The following is a 21,466-nucleotide window of genomic DNA, read 5'->3' as shown; positions in this document are numbered from 1 at the left end:
AAGTATTCTTCATCACTCATCTTTGATTCTTTCTTTGCTTGATAGTTTTTATACCAAGAAGTTTTTCTAATAAGTTTTCGTAATCCCATGTGTATCCTTTTGTGTTAATTTGTGGTTTTTTGTGAAGTGTGGGGTATTATAGCATAAATTAACTATCTTTGTTTGCATTATTGCACGATAAAATGACGACAATAAATAAGATTTTTGGTATATCTAAGAATGGTTGGTATTTTATTGGCATACCTGCATATTAAGAAGAGAATCTAGCTATTAATATAAGATTCAGATTCCATAAATGACTACATATTTACTGATATTTTTATTATTCTAAAAACTAAGAGTGTATTTTGATATGTGTTTATTCAAGCAAAAGTTCCATATTTTGAAATACTTGTATAAAAATGCCTTGCTAGATTCTAAATAAAAAATTAAAAAGTATGCAAAAAAGAATTAGTTGCATACGCAAATATTTACAAAATCAAGCTAGAATATAAAGTTTTTTATTGAAATGATAGTTAAGGCATTTATAAACAAGGAGAACGATTATGCAAAAAAGCATACAATCATACATGCAGCTATGCTATGTTTTTTACACACAAGCAAGACATAGAAACATAAAAGCTAACCCAATGAAAGATTCTCAATTCTCATTTATGATTTTCTGTGTGATTATGCTTGTAGCCTTTATAGGCTGTAAAGATTCTACACAACAAGCACAAGAAGTCCAAGCCCTACAAGTCCAAACAAAAAATATAGAATCAAAAAATGTAGCCTTAAACTTTGAGTATCCAGCACGACTAAAAAGTATCCAAAGTGTAAATGTATATGCAAGGGTGCAAGGCACACTTTTAACAAAAAATTTCACAGAGGGTGATATTGTAGAAGAGGGGCAGTTACTCTTTAAGATTGACTCAGCGCGTTATCAAGCAAAGGTGAATCAAGCAAAAGCACAATATCATTCCGCAGAGGCAAGCTTTGTAAAAGCAAATCGCGACTGGAAAAGAGTGGAAAGCTTGTATAAGCAAGGCGTATATACAATAGATCAATACGACACTTCAAGGGCAAATTACTTACAAGCACAAGCGAATCTAGCAAATACAAAAGCAGCCCTAGAAGATGCTAAGATTGATTTAGGTTATACTGATGTGGTAGCAAGTATTAGCGGTAGAGCTGGTATGCGAAAATATGATGTTGGGAATCTTGTCGGCACAAGCGGTCAAGATGTATTGACGACTATTACGCAGTTAAGCCCGATTTATGCGGAGTTTTCTATCCCTAGCAGAGATTATTACTTTATGAGAGGGTTGGAGGATAGTAGCATACAAGTTGAGTTTGTGTTAGGCAACGGCAAAGCGTATAGCAAAATGGGCAAACTAGATTTTATCGATAGTGTGCTAGATTCACAAACAGCTACAATCAAGGCAAGGGCGATTGTGGATAATGATGAACACAAACTTATACCAAATGAATTTATGCGTGTAAGATTAAAAGGCTTTGAAGCACAAAATGCCATCACAATACCACAAAGCGCCCTTTTGCAAGATAAAGATGGAAGCTATGTATTTATCGCAAAGGACAATAAAGCAGAGATAGCAAGAGTAACGCTAGGACAGAATCTGCCAAATAATGAAGTCTTAATCCTTGATGGGCTTAAAAATGGCGACTTACTTATCATCAATCAACTATCAAAAATCCACCCAACCATGCCTGTTAATGCAACCTCACAAGATTCTAAAGATACAAAAAGCATGAGTTTTATGCAGCATAATATAGAATCTACTTCCATTTATCATGTTAAACATAGCAGAATATCCAAGATAGAATCTCAACAAGATATTTCGCCTTTTTCAAAGGCTCAATATGACAAGTATATAGAATCTAGTAAAGCAGATTCTATATACGGATAAAGGGGATTTGATGTCAAAGTTTTGTATCAATCGCCCTATTTTTGCTATGGTTTTATCCATAGTGCTGACGCTTGTTGGTGCGATCTCTATCTATATTTTACCGGTGGAGGAATATCCCCAAGTTGTGCCAAATGAAATTGTCGTGCAGGCAACATATACAGGTGCTAGTGCTGAGGTTGTTGCAAACACTGTGGCAAGTGTGCTAGAAGATAGCATTAATGGTGTTGAGGGCATGCTGTATATGAAGTCATCGTCATCATCAAGTGGGGTTGTAAGCATAAGTGTATATTTTAGCAATGACACAAATGCAGATATGGCAATGGTAAATGTCAATAACCGCGTGCAATCTTCACTCTCAAGGCTTCCTGCAGAGGTGCAAAGAGTAGGTGTAAATGTCTATAAAAAATCTTCAACACTACTTGCTATCTATGCTATGTATTCTGATAATGCAATCCATGATTCTACCTATGTGGCAAACTACGCCTTACTCAATGTTGTAAATGAGCTAAAAAGAGTGCCGGGCGTGGGTGATGTCATCGTTTTTAGCAATCGCGATTATTCTATGAGAATCTGGCTTGACATTGATAAACTTTCACAAAATAATCTCTCACCAAGCGAAGTAGCACAAGTAATCTCTGAGCAAAACTCACAATTTGCAGTGGGTTCATTTGGTGCAGAACCTCTAAACGATAAAGTAGCTTTTACCTATTCTGTAAGCACACATGGAAGATTTATTAGTGCGAATGAATTTGGCAATATTATTATTCGATCAAATGCCGATGGTAGCGCTTTGCGTCTAAAAGATGTAGCAAAAATCGAGCTTGGAGCAAAAGATTATAGCGTTAGCCCGCTATTTAAAGGTAAAGAATCCGTTGGCTTTGGTATATCAGCCCAGCCGGGTGCAAATGCCCTTGATGTGGCAAATGGTGTTGCAAAAAGGCTAGAAGAGTTAGCAGAAAACTTCCCAAATGGGATACAATATAACAATGTGTATGATACGACTACATTTGTTAAAATCTCAATCAAAGAAGTGATTAAAACATTCGCAGAAGCCATTGTGCTTGTTATTATTATCATGTATTTCTTTTTACAAAATTTCCGTGCAACCATTATCCCAGTTATTGCTATCCCTGTGTCTATTGTAGGGGCATTTGCAGGTATGTATGCACTTGGATTCTCAATCAATCTTTTAACACTTTTTGGGCTAATACTAGCCATTGGTATCGTTGTTGATGATGCCATTATTGTGATTGAAAATGTAGAGAGAATCCTGCATACAGAGACAAATGAAAATGGAGAAAAATATTCAGTAAAAGAGGCGACACTAAAGGCTATGAGTGAGATTCAAGGACCTGTTGTGGCCATTGTATTAGTGCTTTGTTCTGTATTTATCCCAGTAGCATTTATCGGTGGATTTACGGGAGCAATTTATAAGCAGTTTGCAATTACTATTGTTATTTCTGTGGTTATTTCTGGCTTTGTTGCATTGACACTAACCCCTGCTTTATGTGTGTCTATTTTAAAAGCAAAAGAGCCTAAGCCCTTTTATCTTGTAAAAAGATTTAATGATGTATTTGATTGGCTTACCTTTAAGTTTGGAAAACAAATCGCAAGGGCTTTAAGAAGAGGGGGGCTTTTATCTCTTTGTTTTATTGCAATCATTGGCGTTACTTGGGGATTATTTAAGAGACTGCCAACAAGTCTTGTGCCAAGCGAAGATAAAGGCATTGTAATATCTTCATTGCAGCTACCACCTGCTGCTTCACTCTCACGCACAATTGTAGAGGGTAAAAAAGCCCTATCTTTCTTAGAGCAAGATCCAAATATTGATTATAGCTTTTTAATTGCAGGTTATGATATGCTTGCTGGTGCAGCAAGGACAAGTGGGGCTATCATCTTTACAACACTGAAAGACTGGAGCAAGAGAGACCAGAGTGCAGCGAGTATTGTAGGTAAATTCTATGTTTTATTAAATAAACAACTTGAAGCAAATGCTATTGTATTTGGCGCACCTGCAATCAGTGGTTTATCCCTTGCAGGTGGGTTTGAAATCTATGTGCAAGATAGAAATAATGGCACAATACAAGACCTTGAGAAATACACAAATCTCATTGTTGCAAAGGCAAATCAAAGACCAGAGCTTACACGCGTAAATAGCATGTTTAATCCAAATATTCCGCAATACTTCATCACCCTTGATAGAGAAAAGGCAAAGTCTATGGGTGTGAATGTAAGCGATGTTTTCACAACTATGCAAAGCGTTTTTGGGCAATATTATGTCAATGACTTTAACCTTTATGGGAAAACATATCAGGTGAATATCCAAGCTGAAAGCGAATTTAGAAAATCACCAGAAGATTTAAGTCGCGTATTTGTAAAATCAAATAAAGGCGATCTAGTCCCAGTGAGTTCTTTAGTGGAATTTGAACGCGTTACAGGAGCAGACATTGTAGATAGATTCAATCTCTTTATGAGTGCGAAAATCACCGGACAAGCAAAGGGAGACTACTCAAGTGGCGATGCTTTAAGGGCTATTGAAGAAGTAGCAAAAGAAGTATTACCGCAGGGCTATACAATAGCCTATTCAGGCTCAAGCTATCAAGAAAAAAATGCAAGTGGCACAGGGGCTATTGCCTTTGTGTTTGGGCTTATTTTTGTGTTTCTCATTCTATGTGCGCAATATGAGCGGTGGCTTATGCCTTTATCGGTGCTTACCGCAGTGCCTTTTGCAGTTTTTGGTGCAGTCCTTGCGACCACTTTGCGTGGGCTTGACAATGATATATATTTTCAAATTGGGCTTGTTATGCTTATCGCTTTATCGGCTAAAAATGCAATCTTAATTGTGGAGTTCGCACAGCATTTACATGAAAGAGAAGGAAAGGGCATTATAGAATCTGCCATAGGTGCGGCAAAGCTTAGATTTCGCCCTATCATTATGACCTCTTTAGCATTTAGTATTGGCGTATTGCCTCTAGCTTTAAGTAGCGGGGCTGGAAGTGCAAGCAGACATGCTATCGGCACGGGGGTTATTGGTGGTATGATGGCGGCAACTTTTATCGCCATATTTTTCATTCCACTTTTTTGGAGTTATGTAGCAAGACTAAATGAATGGCTTAATAAGAGAAAAGAGCAAGAGAGTTAAATAAGATTCCGCCATATTCTATGTGGCTTAATTAGATTCCATTTGTTCTATACTTATGCTAATGCAACTTTCCGCATGTATTTTTAGAATCTAGCATTGCATGATAGAACTTACCACCTAAATGCAGGAATAAACATTTTATGATGGTTCTCGTATCACTCAAAGCGATTTTTTATACTACCAATTAGGATATTATCCTTTGTTTGTGTGATATGCACATTATAGTAGCCCGGTCCGCTATATTCACCATCATTTATGAGAATCTCACCATCAATATCCTTTGCCCATCTCATATCTCTTGCACTATAAAAATGTGGGCTCAACATGCTTTTACCCTCGATAATGCAGGGGATATGTGTATCTAGCATGGCAGAAAAATGTTGCTTATCAATTTTTGCTAGAATCTTTTTCACTTTATTAATGCGTTGTGTGCGTATCTTTCGCGGGATTTCTTCTAGCTTTCCAGCTTTTGTGTCCTCTTCTTTTGAGTATTCAAACACATTTAATCTATCAAAGCGAAAAGATTCTAAAAACTCACAAAGAGCGTTAAAATCATCTTCAGTTTCTGTTGGATAGCCTACAATCACACTGCTACGCACAAAACTATTTGGGATTTTTTTCATATATTCAAGTAGTTTTATCATGTCTTTATGGCTTCTTTGCATGTGTGAAAGCACGGATTTTGCACTATGCTGTATTGGCATGTCATAGTAGTTTTGAAAAATTTGTGAGTTTGCGATACCATCTAACAACTCTATATCTGTGGAGCTTGGGTATAGATAAAGGATTCTGGCACTCTTAATCGCCCCTTGTGCGTCTATAGCATTAATGAGTTTTAAAAGTCCATCATTCACGCCTTTATCACGCAAAAATGAGCTTGTATCTTGTGCGATAAAGCTTATATCTTTATAGCCTTGTTTTGCTAGAGATTCCACTTCATTCAGTATGGAATCTATGCTTCTGCTTTGTAGCTTACCCTTAAAGTTAGGGATAGCACAAAACGAGCATTGCTGATTGCAACCTTCGCTAATTTTCACATAAGCATGGATTTGTGAGCCTGTAACCACTCGCTTTTCATCTTTTTGCAAATATACGCTATCATTCATTACGCCTTTTTTGTCTTTAATCATTGTATCTATTTTGTCATAATCACTCACACCTGTGAGAATGTCAATCTCTGGAATCATCTCTTTAATCTCTTTTGCATAGCGTGCTACAAGACAGCCACTAGCCACTAGCAATGCCCCCTTTTTACGCCCCTCTAATGCTTCAAATATATGCCCTAAACTCTCTTTTTTTGCCGCTTCTATAAATCCGCAAGTATTGATTATAATCACATCGGCACTGCCTAAATCTTGCGTGATCTCATAATCTTGCAATTTACCTAACATAATTTCAGAATCTACAAGATTCTTAGAACACCCAAGTGAGACTACATGGAGTTTTTTCATAATTTCTATTCCTTTTATATCAGCTTGTTTTGTCTATTTATCGTATAAAGTAAAGAAGAGTTTATAGCAAAACTTTATGAGATATGGCAAATATGAATGGCTTATGTAGCGACTCTATGCTTCGTTTATAGAATCTATTTTGCCATATAATCAATAGCTAAAAAATTAAACTCAATTTCAGGTCTTTATATAGCCTTTTAAATTTTTAGATTCCACACAATGCAAATAACATGATCCTAAAATTTGGATTCAAAATCATGTATCACTTACATTCAACTAAAATATATATAATAATAGTAATGGATATTATATTTTATATAATAATAAAATTTTATGTTATTATTATAATTACATTTTGGTGTAAATACCTAAACATTGCTTGGCGTATAAAGCTGTATTTTTGTGCAAATGTCATAAAACTTGAAAGGATAATTTAATGATGAAACATAAAAACACAGAGGATAACAACACTCTTGATAAAGAGAAATCATCTGCAAAAAGCTATAAATTAAACAAAGTGGTTGCCACTGTTAGCACAGCCACCGGTTTTGAACAGGAACTAAAGAATGCTCCAGCGTCCATGTCTATTATAACTAATAAAGACTTGCAAGGTCGTCCCATTCGTGATTTAGGCGATGCAATCTCACAAATACCCGGAGTTAGCATTGATGCAGGGGCAACAAATACTGGCGGATACTCTGTGTCTATACGCGGTATGCCAAGTAGCTATACATTATTCCTTGTTGATGGCACAAGGCAAGATGTAAGCAGTGAAGCATTTCCAAACTTTAGCTTTTCTCAAGGCTCATTTATGCCGCCTATTAGTGCAATTGATAAAATTGAAGTGATAAGAGGTCCTGCATCAGTAATTTATGGCAGTGATGCTATTGGCGGCGTTGTTAATGTTATCTTGAAAAGACACTTTGAAAAATGGGTGGGTAATGCAACCATAGAAACGACACTCCAAGAGAAAAATAATTTTGGGCATGTTGCAGGCGTTATGTTATTTAGTGCGGGTCCGCTTGATTCTGCAAAGAAGTGGTCTTTGCAAATTAGGGCAAAAGAATCCTATCAATTTGCACCAAAAACTTTTGTTGTGCCTATACCAAATAGTCAAACAACACTCACAGGCAATAGCTCAATCATTGGTGCAGGTGAGAATAATCAAGCACAAGTTGGCACAAGGCTTGGCTACACTATGAATGAAAATAATTACTTTTATGTTGATGCAGCACATTTTAATCAATGGTATGATCCAAATGTATTTGAAAATTCATTTTTTACACGCAATAATTTGATTGCGCGACACCAAGGCAGTTATGGGGAAAAGGGGCTTATACGCACAGATTCTAGTATGCAATATAACTCCATGTATAATCAAACTAGAAATCGTCTAGCACAAGATGTCATACTAGAACATAGGACAATTTTTCCATTTTGGCGTATGAAGATTATAGCAGGAGCTCAATATGTGTATAATAGTGTTGCAGCACTCAATGGCACTGCATTTGGCGGGGATACACCATCGCTTATAGATAGACATACACTAAGTATTTATGCTGAAGATGAATATATGATACTTGATGATTTAATATTGACATTTGGCGGACGAATGAATGTCAATTCTGCATTCGGGTTTAACTTCTCTCCAAGAGCATATCTCATTTACCATGCGATAGAAAATGAAACATTTGGTGATCTCACTATTAAGGGTGGCGTATCTACAGGTTACAAAATGCCAACTATTACAAATGTAACACCCGGGTGGAGCTCTAGCACAGGAAAAGGTGCTATTAGGGTATATGGAAATCCAGATTTAAAGCCAGAATCTTCTATTAACTATGAACTTGCGATTATGCATGACACAGATTATAGCGATATATCTGCTACCGCTTTTTTTACTCAGTTTTATGACAAAATTGCAAGTTATGCGGTTGCAAAAGATGGGAGTTTGCCTGCAGGATTCACATGTAGGGCTGACTGGGGTGGTAACGGCACTGTTGCCACTCCATCATGTCAAAGCTATTATAATGTTGATAGTGCAATAAGCTATGGAATAGAGCTTGCCTTGCAATTAAAACCGATTGATATAGTGTATGGTGATATTGGTGCTACATTGTCATGCACTTGGAATAAAAATGAAGCTACTTCTGGAAATAGCAAAGGCTTACCACTTACAGGGATACCAGAGCACACACTAAATATGGCGATAAATTATAGCTACAATGATATATTTGGTGCATTTTTACGCGGTGAATTTCGTGCAAACCAACTTCGTATGAATGTATTAGGCAGAACGAGTTCTAAAGATGCACTAGAAACTTTCTATAATAATAATCCGGGCTTAAGCATATATTATAAACCATATTTTCTTTTGCATCTAGGTGGCAATTATAATATCACTAATAATCTAAGGCTTAATTTTGGAATCTATAATCTTTTGGATCATAATTTTATTGATTATTATCTTGCTAAAAGTAGCTCTAATGGAAGTGCAACTACTGCTTATAATAACTATGCAACAATTTATGAAGGTAGAAGATATTATATTTCTGTAAGTATGGATTTTTAACTGAGTATGATTTTATTTTGCAATATCACTATCACATACTAGAAAATAAAATAAGGGATAACATGCAGATATGTGAAAGATGATTGCAGATAGTATTACAGAATCTTAAATAAAACAAAAAAGTCGTTTCAATGTGCATTTGGTTTGCATACACAGATTGCTTTAAACTAAATTTTAGAATCTTTATATAACTTTTTAAGCTTTTAGATTCTATAATTCGTGTTTTTATTTTCATAGACTTAATCCCCTACATATTTTAATCATAATAAAGAAGGTAATATGGAAACTTTAGATATTGTGTTAGTGATATTTTTATTGCTGGTTGTTATTGTCGGTTTGGGTGGTTATATTTTCTTTGCGTATAAGAATAAATAAGGAGTAATAATGTTAGTGCATATATGTTGCAGTGTTGATAGTCATTATTTTCTAAGTGAGCTTCACAAAGCATATCCAGATGAGAATCTAGTAGGCTTTTTCTATAATCCCAATATTCACCCAAAAGAAGAGCATGATTTGCGATTGCAAGATGTAAGGCGAAGTTGCAATATGCTTAATATCAAACTTATAGAGGGTGAGTATGATACACAGGTTTGGTTTGAAAATGTAAGGGGTTTAGAAGATGAACCAGAAAAGGGTGATAGGTGTAATGTATGCTTTGATACAAGGCTTGTAAAGACAGCACAACTTGCAAAAGAAATGCAGATTCAAAAATTTACTACAACGCTTTTAAGCAGCCCTATGAAAGAACAGCAAGTCCTTTATAAGCAGGGCGATATAATTGCGGCAAAAAATGATTTAGAGTTTATTAAGATAAATGTTAGAGCAAATGGCGGGGTAAATAAGCAAAACGAGCTTGCAAAAGAAGATAGGCTGTATAGACAGAATTATTGTGGTTGTCAGTTTGCCCTAAAACAGCAAAGAAGCAAACAGGATAAAGTTGTATTTGAGATGATAAGTAATGTGAGTGGGCAGATTATGCCAGCAAGCAATGAATACAGAAAGCTAACATTTAATCAAAGGGATATACTAGAAAAAGAGGGAAAAGGCTATGTTTTAACACAGCAAGAAAATCTTGTATGGCGACTTTTACTCGGCAGAGTTTGGCATAAAAAAGAAGTTATCCCATCATACATTATTGCAAGATCTAACTCAAAAAAGAAAGCAAAAAGCAGTAAAATAACATGGGCAAAACCAAAGATTGAATCTTTTTATCAAATCTTTCAAACACAATTAAAAGACCTTTCAAACAAAGAAAAAGTTAGCTTTTTAACCCAAAAAGAAGAGCGATATAAGCTAGATTCTAAGCTACTCATTGGCTTTTCACAAAAAGATGATAGCATGTTTATAGATATAAATACTTTGAATTTTTTCTTTAACACAGAATATAAAGATGTAGCCGATATGATAAAAAATCCCCCAAAATACACACAGGAAATGCACTTAAGATATGGTTTGTGTGGTATGGAGAGTATGAATCCTATTGTTATCCTTGACACGCAGATTCCACACGATATTACTTTAGAGATACAAAGCGTATTTCAAAATGAGCGTAATTTTGTAGTATTTGAAGAAATGTGATATTTTTGTATCAAAATGCTACATATATAAGATTTTATGTGTATAAACTTAATTTTGCGTTATTGCTTTCGTGTTATAATCCGATTTTACACTTTTACATAAAAAATATTGAATGAGGAATAATATGGCAAGCGCGGATATGTATAATCTCAATCCACAAGATATCACACATGATTTTCAAGCAGTCCCGCAGGATACTGACTTTTATGCTGAGATTGATGAAAAATTTATCGCCCCATTACTCTCTGGGAGTGCATATCATGTCGCTATAAAAGAGTTTAATCCACTTGCAAAAAGCCCGCTTTTAACGCGTTATAGTGAGTTTGGATTGACGCAAGAACTTCAAAAAGGCTATCGTAATGAATACAATATTGTATTTTATCCTTATGTTGTAAGTTTTGATTTTCATTACAATAATGTATATTTGGATACTCTTCGCACACTTTTTGCACAGCTTTCAAATAAAACTTATTGTTCTAATGAGGCTATACGGAATCTAAAGGATTTGCGTCATTTCGATATGTCGTGCGTGGCATTTGGCGATTTTGATTTAGAGTATATAGAACGCGAAGGCTGGTATGGAATTAAACATTTTTACCTTGATAATTTTCAAGCCATACCACTTGAATACTCCCGCTTACTCGCACAAAAATTGCATCGCCTTTCATCTTATTTGTATTTTTCTTTCACAGATTCTACACAAGAACATATTGTTGGCGTGTATTCAGATTTTAGGGATTATAGCCTTGAGTGTTATAATACAAAAATGGAGAGAAAGATTAGCCGCTTACTCGCAAATACAAAACGCACAACCTTTGCAACCTATCAAGTTGAGCCACTAAGCCCGATGGCCTTATCATATCGTTTGCGATCATTCTTCCTTGTGCGTGAGAAGGCAGAAGAAAATAGCTATGCTTTCATTATATTTCTAAGTGAAGAAGAGATAAGCCGCATTACAAATATCCGTGCGTATGCTAAGGCAGAGTAATTTTCTTTCGCTATAAATGAATATCTAGATTCTAAAGATAATTTTACTCACTTATGCTTTGATGATAAGTAAATAGAATCTAAGCAATCAAGGACTACAAAAACGCATAGAAAAATAGGGATTATAAGCTATCACGAAAAATGCTAACTTTACCCCACGCCACCATCATGCTGCATTGTGATAAAAAAGAGTTGGTGCGTCATCTTTAGCTGTTCTAGCGTTGCTACCAATGCTGCATAACTTGCATCCATGTCATTTTTGCCTTTCTCTTTTGCATTCTTTTCAATGTTAGTGAGATTTGTATAGAGTTCGCGTATAGTCGGTAGGGCTTGTGGATTTGGCTTTCTACGCACGGAATAATAGCCAATAATTTCGCCATTTGCATTAAATGAGGGTGTTACATTTGCATAAACCCAATACTCTAAGCCCTCTTTGTTTCTATTAAGCACAAAGGCATTAATCTCTTTGCCACTTTTTATCGTATCCCATAATACTTTGAAAATAATGCGTGGCATAAGCGGATGTCGTATAATATTATGATTATGCCCAATGAGTTCTTCTTCATCATAACCGCTAAATGCTATAAAATCAAAATTCGCATAGGTGATATAACCGCGTAAATCCGTTTTTGAAGTGATAAGACTGCTTTCATGCAAAATAAGCTCATTACCATTTCTCTCTATTTCCAAAGCTTATCCTTTTTATTTTATTTAGATAATTATAACGAATATGAAGTAAAATATACCTTACGACTCTATTTAATAAGGGCTATTTTTGCAAGATACAATGTCGCAAAACTTTTTTGCAATCGCTTCTAAACCACCAAATATTTCAAGTCTTAGTTTTGCCAATATGCTTAAAAAAGGTTTGAAAGAGCTAGGCTATCCTGTTAAAAAGATAGGATTCTCTGGCACACTTGACCCATTCGCACATGGTATGCTAATACTTGGTGTAAATCACTACACAAAGCTATTATCACACATTAGGAAAGACTATAAGACATATAAAGCCGTGCTATTTTTAGGTTTAGAGAGTAAAAGCCTTGATATTGAAAATATCGTATGCCTTCATCAAATAAAACCATATAGCCACGAAGAGATAGAAAAAGCAATACAAAACATACAAGGCAATATATCCTATAAACCACCAAAATTTAGTGCAAAGCATATTAATGGTGTGCGTGCTTATGAGCTTATGAGAAAGGGCATAGACTTTGATATAGATACGATTACAACAGATATAAAGTATATAAAGATTCTAAACTATTCACATCCTTTCTTAAGCTTTGAAGTATGTGTGAGTGAGGGTGGATATATCCGCAGTATAGGGGAGATTATTGCTAAGAATCTAGGGATATGCGGGAGTTTATGTAGCTTAGAGAGAGTGCAAGAGGGAGAGTGGAATTATAAAAATATGCTTAAAGATTCTATGACACATAAACAAAATAATGTTTTAGGGTGCATAGAAGTGCCATTGCAAATACAAGGGATACGCCAAAATGCAAAAGTTATAATTTTAAATATAAAAAATGCCTTAAAATATGATACAATTCAGCTTACAGAATATGCAAAAATCGCATATAATGGTGCAAAGTTTATACTTAATCCCTCTTTGTGTGCAAAGATTTTTAGTGATATGGTGCGTGTGACAGATTCTAAGAAAGATTCTAAACAATACACGCAGCAATCACAAAATATACAAGCAACTCATTTAGAATCAGGGTGTCATAACAAGGAAGTTTGCCCAGATACCATGTGTAAAGATTCTGTAAGCAAGATATTGCTTGCAGATTTTGACACACATTTTGGAATCATTGAAGTATTTCAAGATGGCAAGGTAAAATATATTTTAAATAGGATTGATAAATGTTGATTTTGTCCAGAAAACAAGAAGAGAGTGTCGTTATTGGAAATGATATTATTCTCAAGGTGGTAAGCATTGATAAAGGTAGCGTGAAGCTAGGGTTTGAAGCACCACCAAAAACACTTATTTTGCGTGCAGAACTCACTGAAGCCATCAAAAGCGAAAACACAAAAGCTACAAGCGACTCTGTAAGTATGGATATGCTAGATGCACTTGGCATGCAATTGAAACTCAAAAGATCAAAAGAGATGAATGCAAAAGATAAGTTTAAAAAAGAGCAAAATGGTAAGAGGTAGGATCGCTAGAGTAGATTTATGGTGCCTTTTAGATATTGTAATATAAGTGTGAGTCAGTGTTTTTACACTTGGTGTCAATAGCTTTAGTTTGTTTGCAATATTTTGCTCATGATATTTGTGATAAAATATGAAAACTTAGTGAGTCTATATTTTCTGTTGAGGCCATTTTGACAAAAAGTATAAACTTAGAGAGATTTATGTTTGTCTAGACAATTCTCTTTTGGCACTTATTTTAAGTCTAGCTACTATCTTGATTCTAGACTACACGAACGCTATACCATATAGAGCCAACAATGATGTAAGGCAAAGATGCTTAGAAAAGCGTAGGATAAGTCATAATGCGGAATCTTCGCTAGTAAAATGACAGCCTACTTTAATCCAAACTACGAGTCTCTTGCATGACTTGACTTTTCTAGATTTCAAAGGAGTAGAATTATCTATGTTTAGCTCTTATGCAAATAGTGAAGCGATAGGTATGTATTTTGTCTATCATCTCAATATTTTTGCTCTATTTTTTGCTGCGTTGTTTTATCGCAAAAGTGCATTCTTAGTAGGGCTTCCTTTATTCTTTGGATATTGTGTTAGTATAATCGTGCTATTTTTATTGAATCACCCTATGCACTCTTATGTAAAAATTTTTAGCGTATTATATGACTTTGGCATGGGCTTAATCTTTGTTTTATGTGTGTTTGCAAGTGCAGAGAGATTGAAAATATATAGGGCATTAGACGGACAGAACCTTATTGTTGGTTTTGGCTTAGGCTTTTTTATTTTTATCCTTAGTGTGCCAGTAAGTCTTATATTGTTGTATGGATTATCTCTATTGTTTAATTCATATAAGGCGTTTTTGTATTTTTTGATAGTAGAATCTCTTGCTTTAGGGTTATTTTTACTTTATTTTTTTGCAAAAAATGTTTATGTGTTATTGAATCTTTTAGGCAAAGTAAAAAAGAGAACACAAGAAAAATTTTATTGTTTAGTTTTTATAATCGGTGGTATAGCATTGGTGCTGAATTTCTTACCTTTCGTAGTGAAATGTTTTAAAAGGTTATAAGAGTTTTTATTGAATCTTTACTATCAAAACACACAAAAGACTTTTAATCTAGGCTTTTTAGCTATTTAGGCAAAGGTTTATAGAAACTAAATTGCTTGATAGATTCATATTTTCACATATAACATGTATTTCATTTTTCTTCATATTTACTATTATGGATTAAGGGATATAAAATCTGTTATAATTGCATGTTTCAATTAATATTAAATTAAAAAATATAAAGGCATAAAGTGGGAGAACTCTTTAGTCTAACAACACTATGGCGGGTTTTAGATGGCGTTGGTGTTTTGCTATTTGTAGCATTGATTAGCATTATTTTTTCAGTTGTTGGTGGGCTTATTATGGGGCGGCTTATGATTGTAAAAAGTAAAATTATGCAGTATATTTGTAGATTCTTTTTAGAATCTGTGCGGATTGTGCCGCTTATTGCATGGCTTTTTATTATCTATTATGGCATACCTAGTAGCTTTGACTTACATATCAGTGCGATTACTTGTGGGATTATTGTTTTTAGTATGTGGGGGATTGCTGAGATGGGTGATTTAGTCCGTGCGAGTATTCTTAATATACCAAAGCATCAAAGAGAATCTGCTCTTGCTTTAGGTTTTAGCACATGGCAGATTGAATATTACATAATTATCCCTCAAGCCCTAAAAGCTCTTATGCCCTCAAGTATAAATCTCTTTGGCAGAATCATTAAAACCACTTCGCTTTTACCACTTATTGGCGTTGTGGAGCTTTTAAAAGTAGGGCAGCAGTTGATTGAGGTTGTTGGGCGACATGATGCAAGTGTTAATTTCATCGTGTATGGTGCGATACTGCTTATTTACTTTATGCTTTGCTACCCATTTTCTTATATTGGAAACTATCTTGAGAAAAAATTTATCACGCAATAATCCTTGCTTAAATAAACAAAAAAGCCTAAATACAATAGCCATGTATTTAGTAAGATTCTATCGATATGCTATTTCGCCTTTGCTTGGGGCTAATTGTCGTTTTTATCCATCGTGTTCTTCGTATGCTTTATTACTTTTGCGATTTGATAATGTATTTATGGCATGTATGAAAATTCTTATAAGAATTTTTCGTTGTAATCCTTTTTTTCATGGTGGGTTTGATTTTCCAAGCGTATATTTAAGTCAAAGGGCATTTGAAAATATAAAATTGTATCAAACTAGTTTAGCAAAACCTTATATCAAATCTATACCAAAAACGACATATTTTTTTGTAGATTCACATTCTTGTTTGCTTAAATTGAAAAAATTTTATATAATTTCGATTCATTTATAAAATATTAAGGGTTTTTAGTGGATAAACAAAGTAATTTAAGGCTGATTTTAGCGGTTGCCATTTCATTTGCAGTTATTGTGATATGGTCAAAGTTTTTTGCACCAGAGCCACCGGTAAAAGAGCCACAAGCAGCAAATCAAGTAACAGATTCTAGTGTTAAAAGTGAAAATGAGGTGATCCCACAAAGTGCGATAAATACAAACGCAAATATAATTGCACCGCCTTCATCAACAAACGCTAGTAATACTATGAAAGGCATTCCTACTTCTGTGCCACAAATAAAAGAAAATCTCGTGCGTATAGAATCACAAGATTTTGATATGGATATTGATGTATCAGGTGCAATTACGCAGGTGTATCTCAAGGCGGATAAATACACCCAGCCACATCAAGAGGGCATTTTTACACATATTGGGCGACTTTTTGGCATGGTGAGCGGTGAGAATAAAAAGCTTGATAGACTGCCTTTATTAGCCGATAATGTGCCGCTTTATCCATTGCAAATGATTTTTACTGATGAGAATTATAGAAAAAAATCAAGCCAGATAAAATATAGCACAGACAGATCGCATATCGTGCTTACAGATAAAGCAGAAACGCTTACTTTAACGCAGGATTTAGGTGATTTAGTGGTAAAGAAGATTATCACTATTGAACCAAATATGACTTATAAAGTTCAAATAGAGTTAAGCAAACAGACACAATATCTAATCAGCAATGGTATGCGTCCAAATGCAGATTCTGAAAGCTATGTATTCCACGGCGTAGTATTGCAAAAAAATAATGGCTCGATTGAAAAAATAGAAGATGGAGACGCAAAAAATGAGGGAGAAAACTTTGATGATGCACTCTATGTAGCAAGTGTAGATAGATATTATACAAGCCTTTTATTTAATATTGATAAGCCGCTTTCACTTAGCATTGGTGCTTTTAGCAAGGGATTACCTACCCCTTTCATTAATGTAAGCAGTGCTAATGAAGTATTGCATGGCTATATAGGACCAAAAGATTATAGGGTTTTAGAATCTATTAATCCGCATTTAACAAGCGTTGTAGAATATGGTAGAATCACTTTCTTTGCAAAATATATTTTTGCATTGCTTGATTTCTTATATCAATATATTGGCAATTGGGGTGTTGCCATCATTGTTTTGACAATCATTATACGCATTATCCTATTCCCATTGAGTTTCAAGGGCATGGTGGGTATGCAAAAGCTAAAAGAATTAGCCCCAAAAATGAAAGATTTACAAGCAAAATATAAAGGCGATCCGCAGAAATTGCAAGCTTCAATGATGGAGCTTTATAAAAAACATGGTGCAAATCCGCTTGGTGGCTGTTTGCCGCTTGTATTACAAATCCCTGTGTTTTTTGCTATTTATCGCGTTTTGTATAATGCAGTTGAGCTTAAAAACGCACCGCTTATGTGGTGGATACACGACTTAAGTGTTATGGATCCTTATTTTGTATTGCCTTTGCTTATGGGATTTTCTATGTACTTACAACAAGCCCTTACGCCCACAACCTTTACAGACCCTATGCAAGAAAAAGTGTTTAAATGGCTACCTGTTATTTTTACATTCTTTTTAATCACCTTTCCAGCAGGGCTTATACTTTATTGGACGATTAATAATCTTATTTCTATTATCCAGCAACTTGCTATTAATAAAATGCTAGAATCTAAAAGGCAAAAAGAGATTGAAGAGCATACTCACAAAAAACATACACATAAAACAAAAAATAGGCAATAATATGTTACAATATGGTAAATGAAATAACAAATATTAAGGAATTTATAAATGAAAAGATTTAGTGCAAACACGCTTGATGCTGCATTGATAGAAGCTACAAAGCATTTTGACTGCTCATTGACACAAATAGAATATGAAGTTATCCAGAATCCAAGTAGTGGATTTCTAGGATTTTTGAAAAAAGAAGCAATTATCGTTGCCACAAAAAAACATAATATCAATACCGCAAATACAGAATCTACACAGCCACTTGAAACAAATATAGATAGTATGAATAGCACAACTTCATTCAACACCGAAACAACACAAGACACCAAAGAATCTTCTACAACAATTTCTGCAATAGATTCTAAAGATTCTAAAATCAATACTAGCGACAATAGCTTATCAAATAATAAACATATTGAAAACACAGAAAACAACAATCAAACAGACTTGAATGCCAAAGAATACACAAGTAAAGAAAGTAAAGATAGCGATGAAAGTGATGAAACACCGACGAAGCACACTTTCATAGCCAAAGATTTACAAACAAATAAAGACAATAACACTAAAGCTTATGCAAATGAGTCTAAAGCCGACACGCTAAATAAAGGACCACAAGAGAGTAAAGCCCAAGAGTTTAAAACAAGAGAAAGCCAAATATTAGAATCTCAAATAATAAAACCCAAAACGACAGAAATTAAAACAAAAGAATCTAGCATAACAGATTCTAAGCCCACACAAACTCATGCAAACACAAAAGAAATAAAGCAAAATACTTCCATACCACATAAAAAGTCTATTGATGAGAGGGTGCAAGGCGATTTTGATTCTACATTTTATGATAAAGATTCTAATGTAGCGTGGCAGGATAGCACACAAAGTAATGCAGAGCAAAAAAAGGATATAGAATCTATTTGTAAAGAAGTCCAAGATGAGCTTACTGAACTGCTTTCTTACTTGCCACTAAAGCTTAATAAAATCCATGTAGAACCCTATGATGATCACACGCTTTTCATTCTTATTGATGGGCTTGATGCGGCTTTACTTATCGGGCAGAAAGGTTATCGTTACAAGTCTCTTAGCTATTTGCTTTTTAACTGGATTCATACTTGTTATGGTTTAGGTGTGCGACTTGAGATAGCGCAATTTCTAAAGAATCAAGAAGAGATGATGAGGGCGTATCTTGGTCCTATCATTGAAAATGCAAAGGTAAATGGTAAAGCACAGACAAAGCCACTAGATGGTGTCCTAACACACATTGCATTAAAAATGTTACGCGATGCCCTGCCAAATAAATATATTGTTTTTAGAGAAAATGCCGATGGGGAAAAATATATCAGCATTAGCGAATTTATAAGCAACAATAATATGCGAAACAATATACATGGCTTTGGGAATCTTCCTAAATATTAATGAATACAATTGTAGCTATATCTAGTGCGCTTGCAAAAAGTGCTATTAGCATTATCCGCCTTAGCGGAGATGAAGCCTTGCATATTGCTTCAAAATTGCTTAAAAAAGACGCTTTAGAAAGTCTATTAATCCCCAGAAAAGCCACACTTCATAGAATCTATAATGAAAAAGGCGAAATGTTAGATAAAGCCATTGTGATTTATTTTAAATCCCCAAAAAGTTTTACAGGTGAAGATATTGTGGAGTTTCAAAGTCATGGCGGCATTTTAGTAGCAAATGAGATTCTAAAAGCATGTTTAGCCTTTGGTGCGACTTTGGCTAAAGCTGGTGAATTTAGTATGCGAGCATTGCGTAATAATAAGCTTGATTTAGTAGAGTTGGAAGCAACACTTGCCCTAATAAACAACACAAATACAAACCTAACAAAGCTTTTAACACGAAATATAGATGGCAAACTAAGTGAAATGTTAGAATCTGTGCGGCAAGAGATATTAAACATTATCGCACAAATTGAAGTGAATATCGATTATAGTGAAGAGGATTTAGACAAAGATATATTATCTAAAAGTGTTTCTACCCTACTTTCAATACAAGCGAGATTCCAAGCTATACTTGATTCAAGCAGGCATTATCAAAAGTTGCAAGATATAAAGCTTTGTATCATAGGGAAACCAAATGTTGGCAAAAGCTCTTTGCTTAATCTCTTATTAATGCAAGATAGGGCGATTGTAAGCGATATAGCTGGGACGACAAGGGATACCATTACAGCTGTGCTTGATATTTGTGGGAATCTCGTCTCACTCACAGATACTGCCGGCATACACACAAGCACAGATTCTATTGAAATGCAGGGGATAGAAAAAAGCATGAAGAGTGCAAGAGAGAGTGAGATAATCCTTTGTGTGTTTGATATTTCAAAACCTATGAGTAAGGAAGATTTCGAAATACTAGACTTTTTAAAAAGCGAATGCAGTAATAAGTCTGTTTTAATCGTGCTAAATAAAAATGATTTAGCTAGGCAAAACACCCATGATTTTACACCCTTTCAAACAATCACTCTAAATACAAAAGATGAGAATAATGCAAGACTATTAAAAGAGAAAATTGCCAACTTTTTAACTATGGAGATTGATAATAATACCTTTGTGCTGACAAATGCCACGCAAAGCAATCTTTTAGAATCTGCGTGCAAAAATCTTAGCATTGCAAAGGAATTGCTTATGAATGGATCACTAGAACTTGCAAGTTTTGAATTACACCAAAGTTTGCAATCACTAGGCTCTATGACAAAGCCCTATGATGTAGAAGATATGCTAGATTCTATGTTTTCACAATTTTGCGTTGGGAAGTGATATTATACACACCTAATATGGAATCTAGAATCCATATTTATTTCTTTATCAAAGAGCATATACCCCCATTTTGTTTGTTTCTTTTGTTCTTGGTAATATTGTTTCTGTTCTTCTTTATTTGGAATAGAATCTTGATTGTAGTAGGCTTTGAGATGGATTTGTATATGTTTTAAAGATTCTGTGGCTTCTTGGTCTGCTATTGTATTTGTATCAAAATTATATGTGCGTGTTGGTAGGCATATTGTATTTGCGTTGTTATGTGGGCAGTTTTCTTGTTGTGGTGTTTTACTTTCTTTAGAACCTATTTCTCTTAGCTCTGCATAGACATTGCTAACTAAGAGTTTAGTTTGATAGGGGAATTCTAGTGTATGGAATCTATCTTTGCAAGATTCTCTAATACAAGAAGCTAAGGTTTTTGGAGTGCTTTTATAATGTGGGTGTTCTATTTCTACTTTAAATCTATGAATCTTTTTAAGCTTTTCTATATCATCTAAGATTATCTTTCCGCTTTGACTTTTTTCATTAAAAAGGATATCTCCATTAGGTGCAATGACTTTTATTTTAGCATTCTCTATAAGATTACAATGGACATCTCTTACTTGTATGTGTATAGGCTTTGTGTTAAAACTTGACATATTATACTTATATCCTTTGTGCTCTATTCCAACTCTATCTTATGTAGTATTATACTTTTTCTTAGTTTTTATTTTTTAATCAATCTTTCTTATTTATCCCTATTCCGTTTTAATCTCCCCACCTTTCACTACTAAACCATTAGAATCTATAACTACTTCTATGCCACCTGCTTTTATTATAACAGAGTC

The 21,466-nt window shown here is 34.6% G+C and carries 16 protein-coding genes; 13 read left to right on the top strand and 3 right to left on the bottom strand.

Translation table 11 applies throughout. The annotated features are described in order from the left end of the window. Window positions 1-545: 545 nt before the first annotated feature. Both C6H17_RS09110 and C6H17_RS09105 read left to right on the top strand, forming a co-directional pair. Complete coding sequence (locus C6H17_RS09110; RefSeq protein ID WP_020996008.1) at window positions 546-1,907, top strand: efflux RND transporter periplasmic adaptor subunit; 1,362 nt, start codon at window positions 546-548, stop codon at window positions 1,905-1,907. A 10-nt stretch (window positions 1,908-1,917) separates the two neighbouring features. Then, complete coding sequence (locus C6H17_RS09105; protein WP_020996009.1) at window positions 1,918-5,049, top strand: efflux RND transporter permease subunit; 3,132 nt, start codon at window positions 1,918-1,920, stop codon at window positions 5,047-5,049. A gap of 155 nt (window positions 5,050-5,204) precedes the next feature. Here the strand turns inward: C6H17_RS09105 and rimO are convergent, their stop codons facing one another. After that, a complete protein-coding gene (gene rimO / locus C6H17_RS09100; RefSeq protein WP_005219589.1) occupies window positions 5,205-6,500 on the bottom strand; it encodes a 30S ribosomal protein S12 methylthiotransferase RimO in 1,296 nt (431 codons plus the stop codon). 436 nt (window positions 6,501-6,936) lie between these two features. On the opposite strand from rimO, the gene C6H17_RS09095 reads away from it, so the two are divergent. The 3 genes from C6H17_RS09095 to C6H17_RS09085 all read left to right on the top strand — a co-directional run bounded on the left by C6H17_RS09095 (window position 6,937) and on the right by C6H17_RS09085 (window position 11,638). Next, window positions 6,937-9,072 carry a TonB-dependent receptor domain-containing protein gene (locus C6H17_RS09095; protein WP_020996010.1) on the top strand — a complete coding sequence of 712 codons (2,136 nt, stop codon included), beginning with the start codon at window positions 6,937-6,939 and terminating at the stop codon, window positions 9,070-9,072. Window positions 9,073-9,456: 384 nt separating this feature from the next. Next, window positions 9,457-10,650 (top strand): epoxyqueuosine reductase QueH, encoded by a 1,194-nt coding sequence (locus C6H17_RS09090; RefSeq protein WP_005219582.1) that lies wholly within the window; start codon window positions 9,457-9,459, stop codon window positions 10,648-10,650. 124 nt (window positions 10,651-10,774) lie between these two features. Further along, entirely contained in the window at window positions 10,775-11,638 is an 864-nt protein-coding gene (locus C6H17_RS09085; protein WP_005219581.1) for a hypothetical protein, read from the top strand. A 149-nt stretch (window positions 11,639-11,787) separates the two neighbouring features. On the opposite strand, the gene C6H17_RS09080 is transcribed toward C6H17_RS09085, so the two are convergent. Then, complete coding sequence (locus tag C6H17_RS09080; protein ID WP_005219580.1) at window positions 11,788-12,327, bottom strand: PAS domain-containing protein; 540 nt, start codon at window positions 12,325-12,327, stop codon at window positions 11,788-11,790. A gap of 85 nt (window positions 12,328-12,412) precedes the next feature. Between C6H17_RS09080 and C6H17_RS09075 the strand changes: the two genes are divergently transcribed. The 8 genes from C6H17_RS09075 (at window position 12,413) to mnmE (ending at window position 20,642) form a co-directional block, all read left to right on the top strand. After that, entirely contained in the window at window positions 12,413-13,510 is a 1,098-nt protein-coding gene (locus C6H17_RS09075; protein WP_020996011.1) for a hypothetical protein, read from the top strand. Further along, entirely contained in the window at window positions 13,504-13,797 is a 294-nt protein-coding gene (locus C6H17_RS09070) for a carbon storage regulator (RefSeq protein ID WP_005219578.1), read from the top strand. Before C6H17_RS09075 ends, C6H17_RS09070 begins: the two co-directional genes overlap by 7 nt. A gap of 439 nt (window positions 13,798-14,236) precedes the next feature. Next, window positions 14,237-14,851 (top strand): hypothetical protein, encoded by a 615-nt coding sequence (locus C6H17_RS09065; RefSeq protein ID WP_020996012.1) that lies wholly within the window; start codon window positions 14,237-14,239, stop codon window positions 14,849-14,851. 230 nt (window positions 14,852-15,081) lie between these two features. Continuing rightward, window positions 15,082-15,747, top strand: a complete 666-nt coding sequence (locus tag C6H17_RS09060; protein WP_005219576.1) for an amino acid ABC transporter permease — start codon at window positions 15,082-15,084, stop codon at window positions 15,745-15,747. Then, window positions 15,632-16,141 (top strand): membrane protein insertion efficiency factor YidD, encoded by a 510-nt coding sequence (gene yidD, locus C6H17_RS09055; protein ID WP_324737747.1) that lies wholly within the window; start codon window positions 15,632-15,634, stop codon window positions 16,139-16,141. Before C6H17_RS09060 ends, yidD begins: the two co-directional genes overlap by 116 nt. A 17-nt stretch (window positions 16,142-16,158) precedes the next feature. Further along, complete coding sequence (gene yidC / locus C6H17_RS09050; protein ID WP_005219573.1) at window positions 16,159-17,892, top strand: membrane protein insertase YidC; 1,734 nt, start codon at window positions 16,159-16,161, stop codon at window positions 17,890-17,892. Window positions 17,893-17,940: 48 nt separating this feature from the next. Then, on the top strand, window positions 17,941-19,290 hold the full coding sequence (locus C6H17_RS09045; protein ID WP_020996014.1) for a Jag N-terminal domain-containing protein: 1,350 nt from the start codon (window positions 17,941-17,943) through the stop codon (window positions 19,288-19,290). Then, window positions 19,290-20,642, top strand: coding sequence for a tRNA uridine-5-carboxymethylaminomethyl(34) synthesis GTPase MnmE (gene mnmE, locus C6H17_RS09040; RefSeq protein WP_005219569.1), 1,353 nt, complete (start codon window positions 19,290-19,292; stop codon window positions 20,640-20,642). Before C6H17_RS09045 ends, mnmE begins: the two co-directional genes overlap by 1 nt. Before the next feature lie 2 nt (window positions 20,643-20,644). Here mnmE and C6H17_RS12555 read toward each other — a convergent pair whose 3' ends face one another. Next, on the bottom strand, window positions 20,645-21,277 hold the full coding sequence (locus tag C6H17_RS12555) for a hypothetical protein (RefSeq protein WP_020996015.1): 633 nt from the start codon (window positions 21,275-21,277) through the stop codon (window positions 20,645-20,647). Window positions 21,278-21,466: the final 189 nt, after the last annotated feature.

It is taken from the genome of Helicobacter rappini (genome assembly GCF_900198625.1).
Taxonomy (GTDB): Bacteria; Campylobacterota; Campylobacteria; order Campylobacterales; family Helicobacteraceae; genus Helicobacter_A; species Helicobacter_A rappini.
This window is presented reverse-complemented; position numbering and strand designations above follow the sequence as displayed.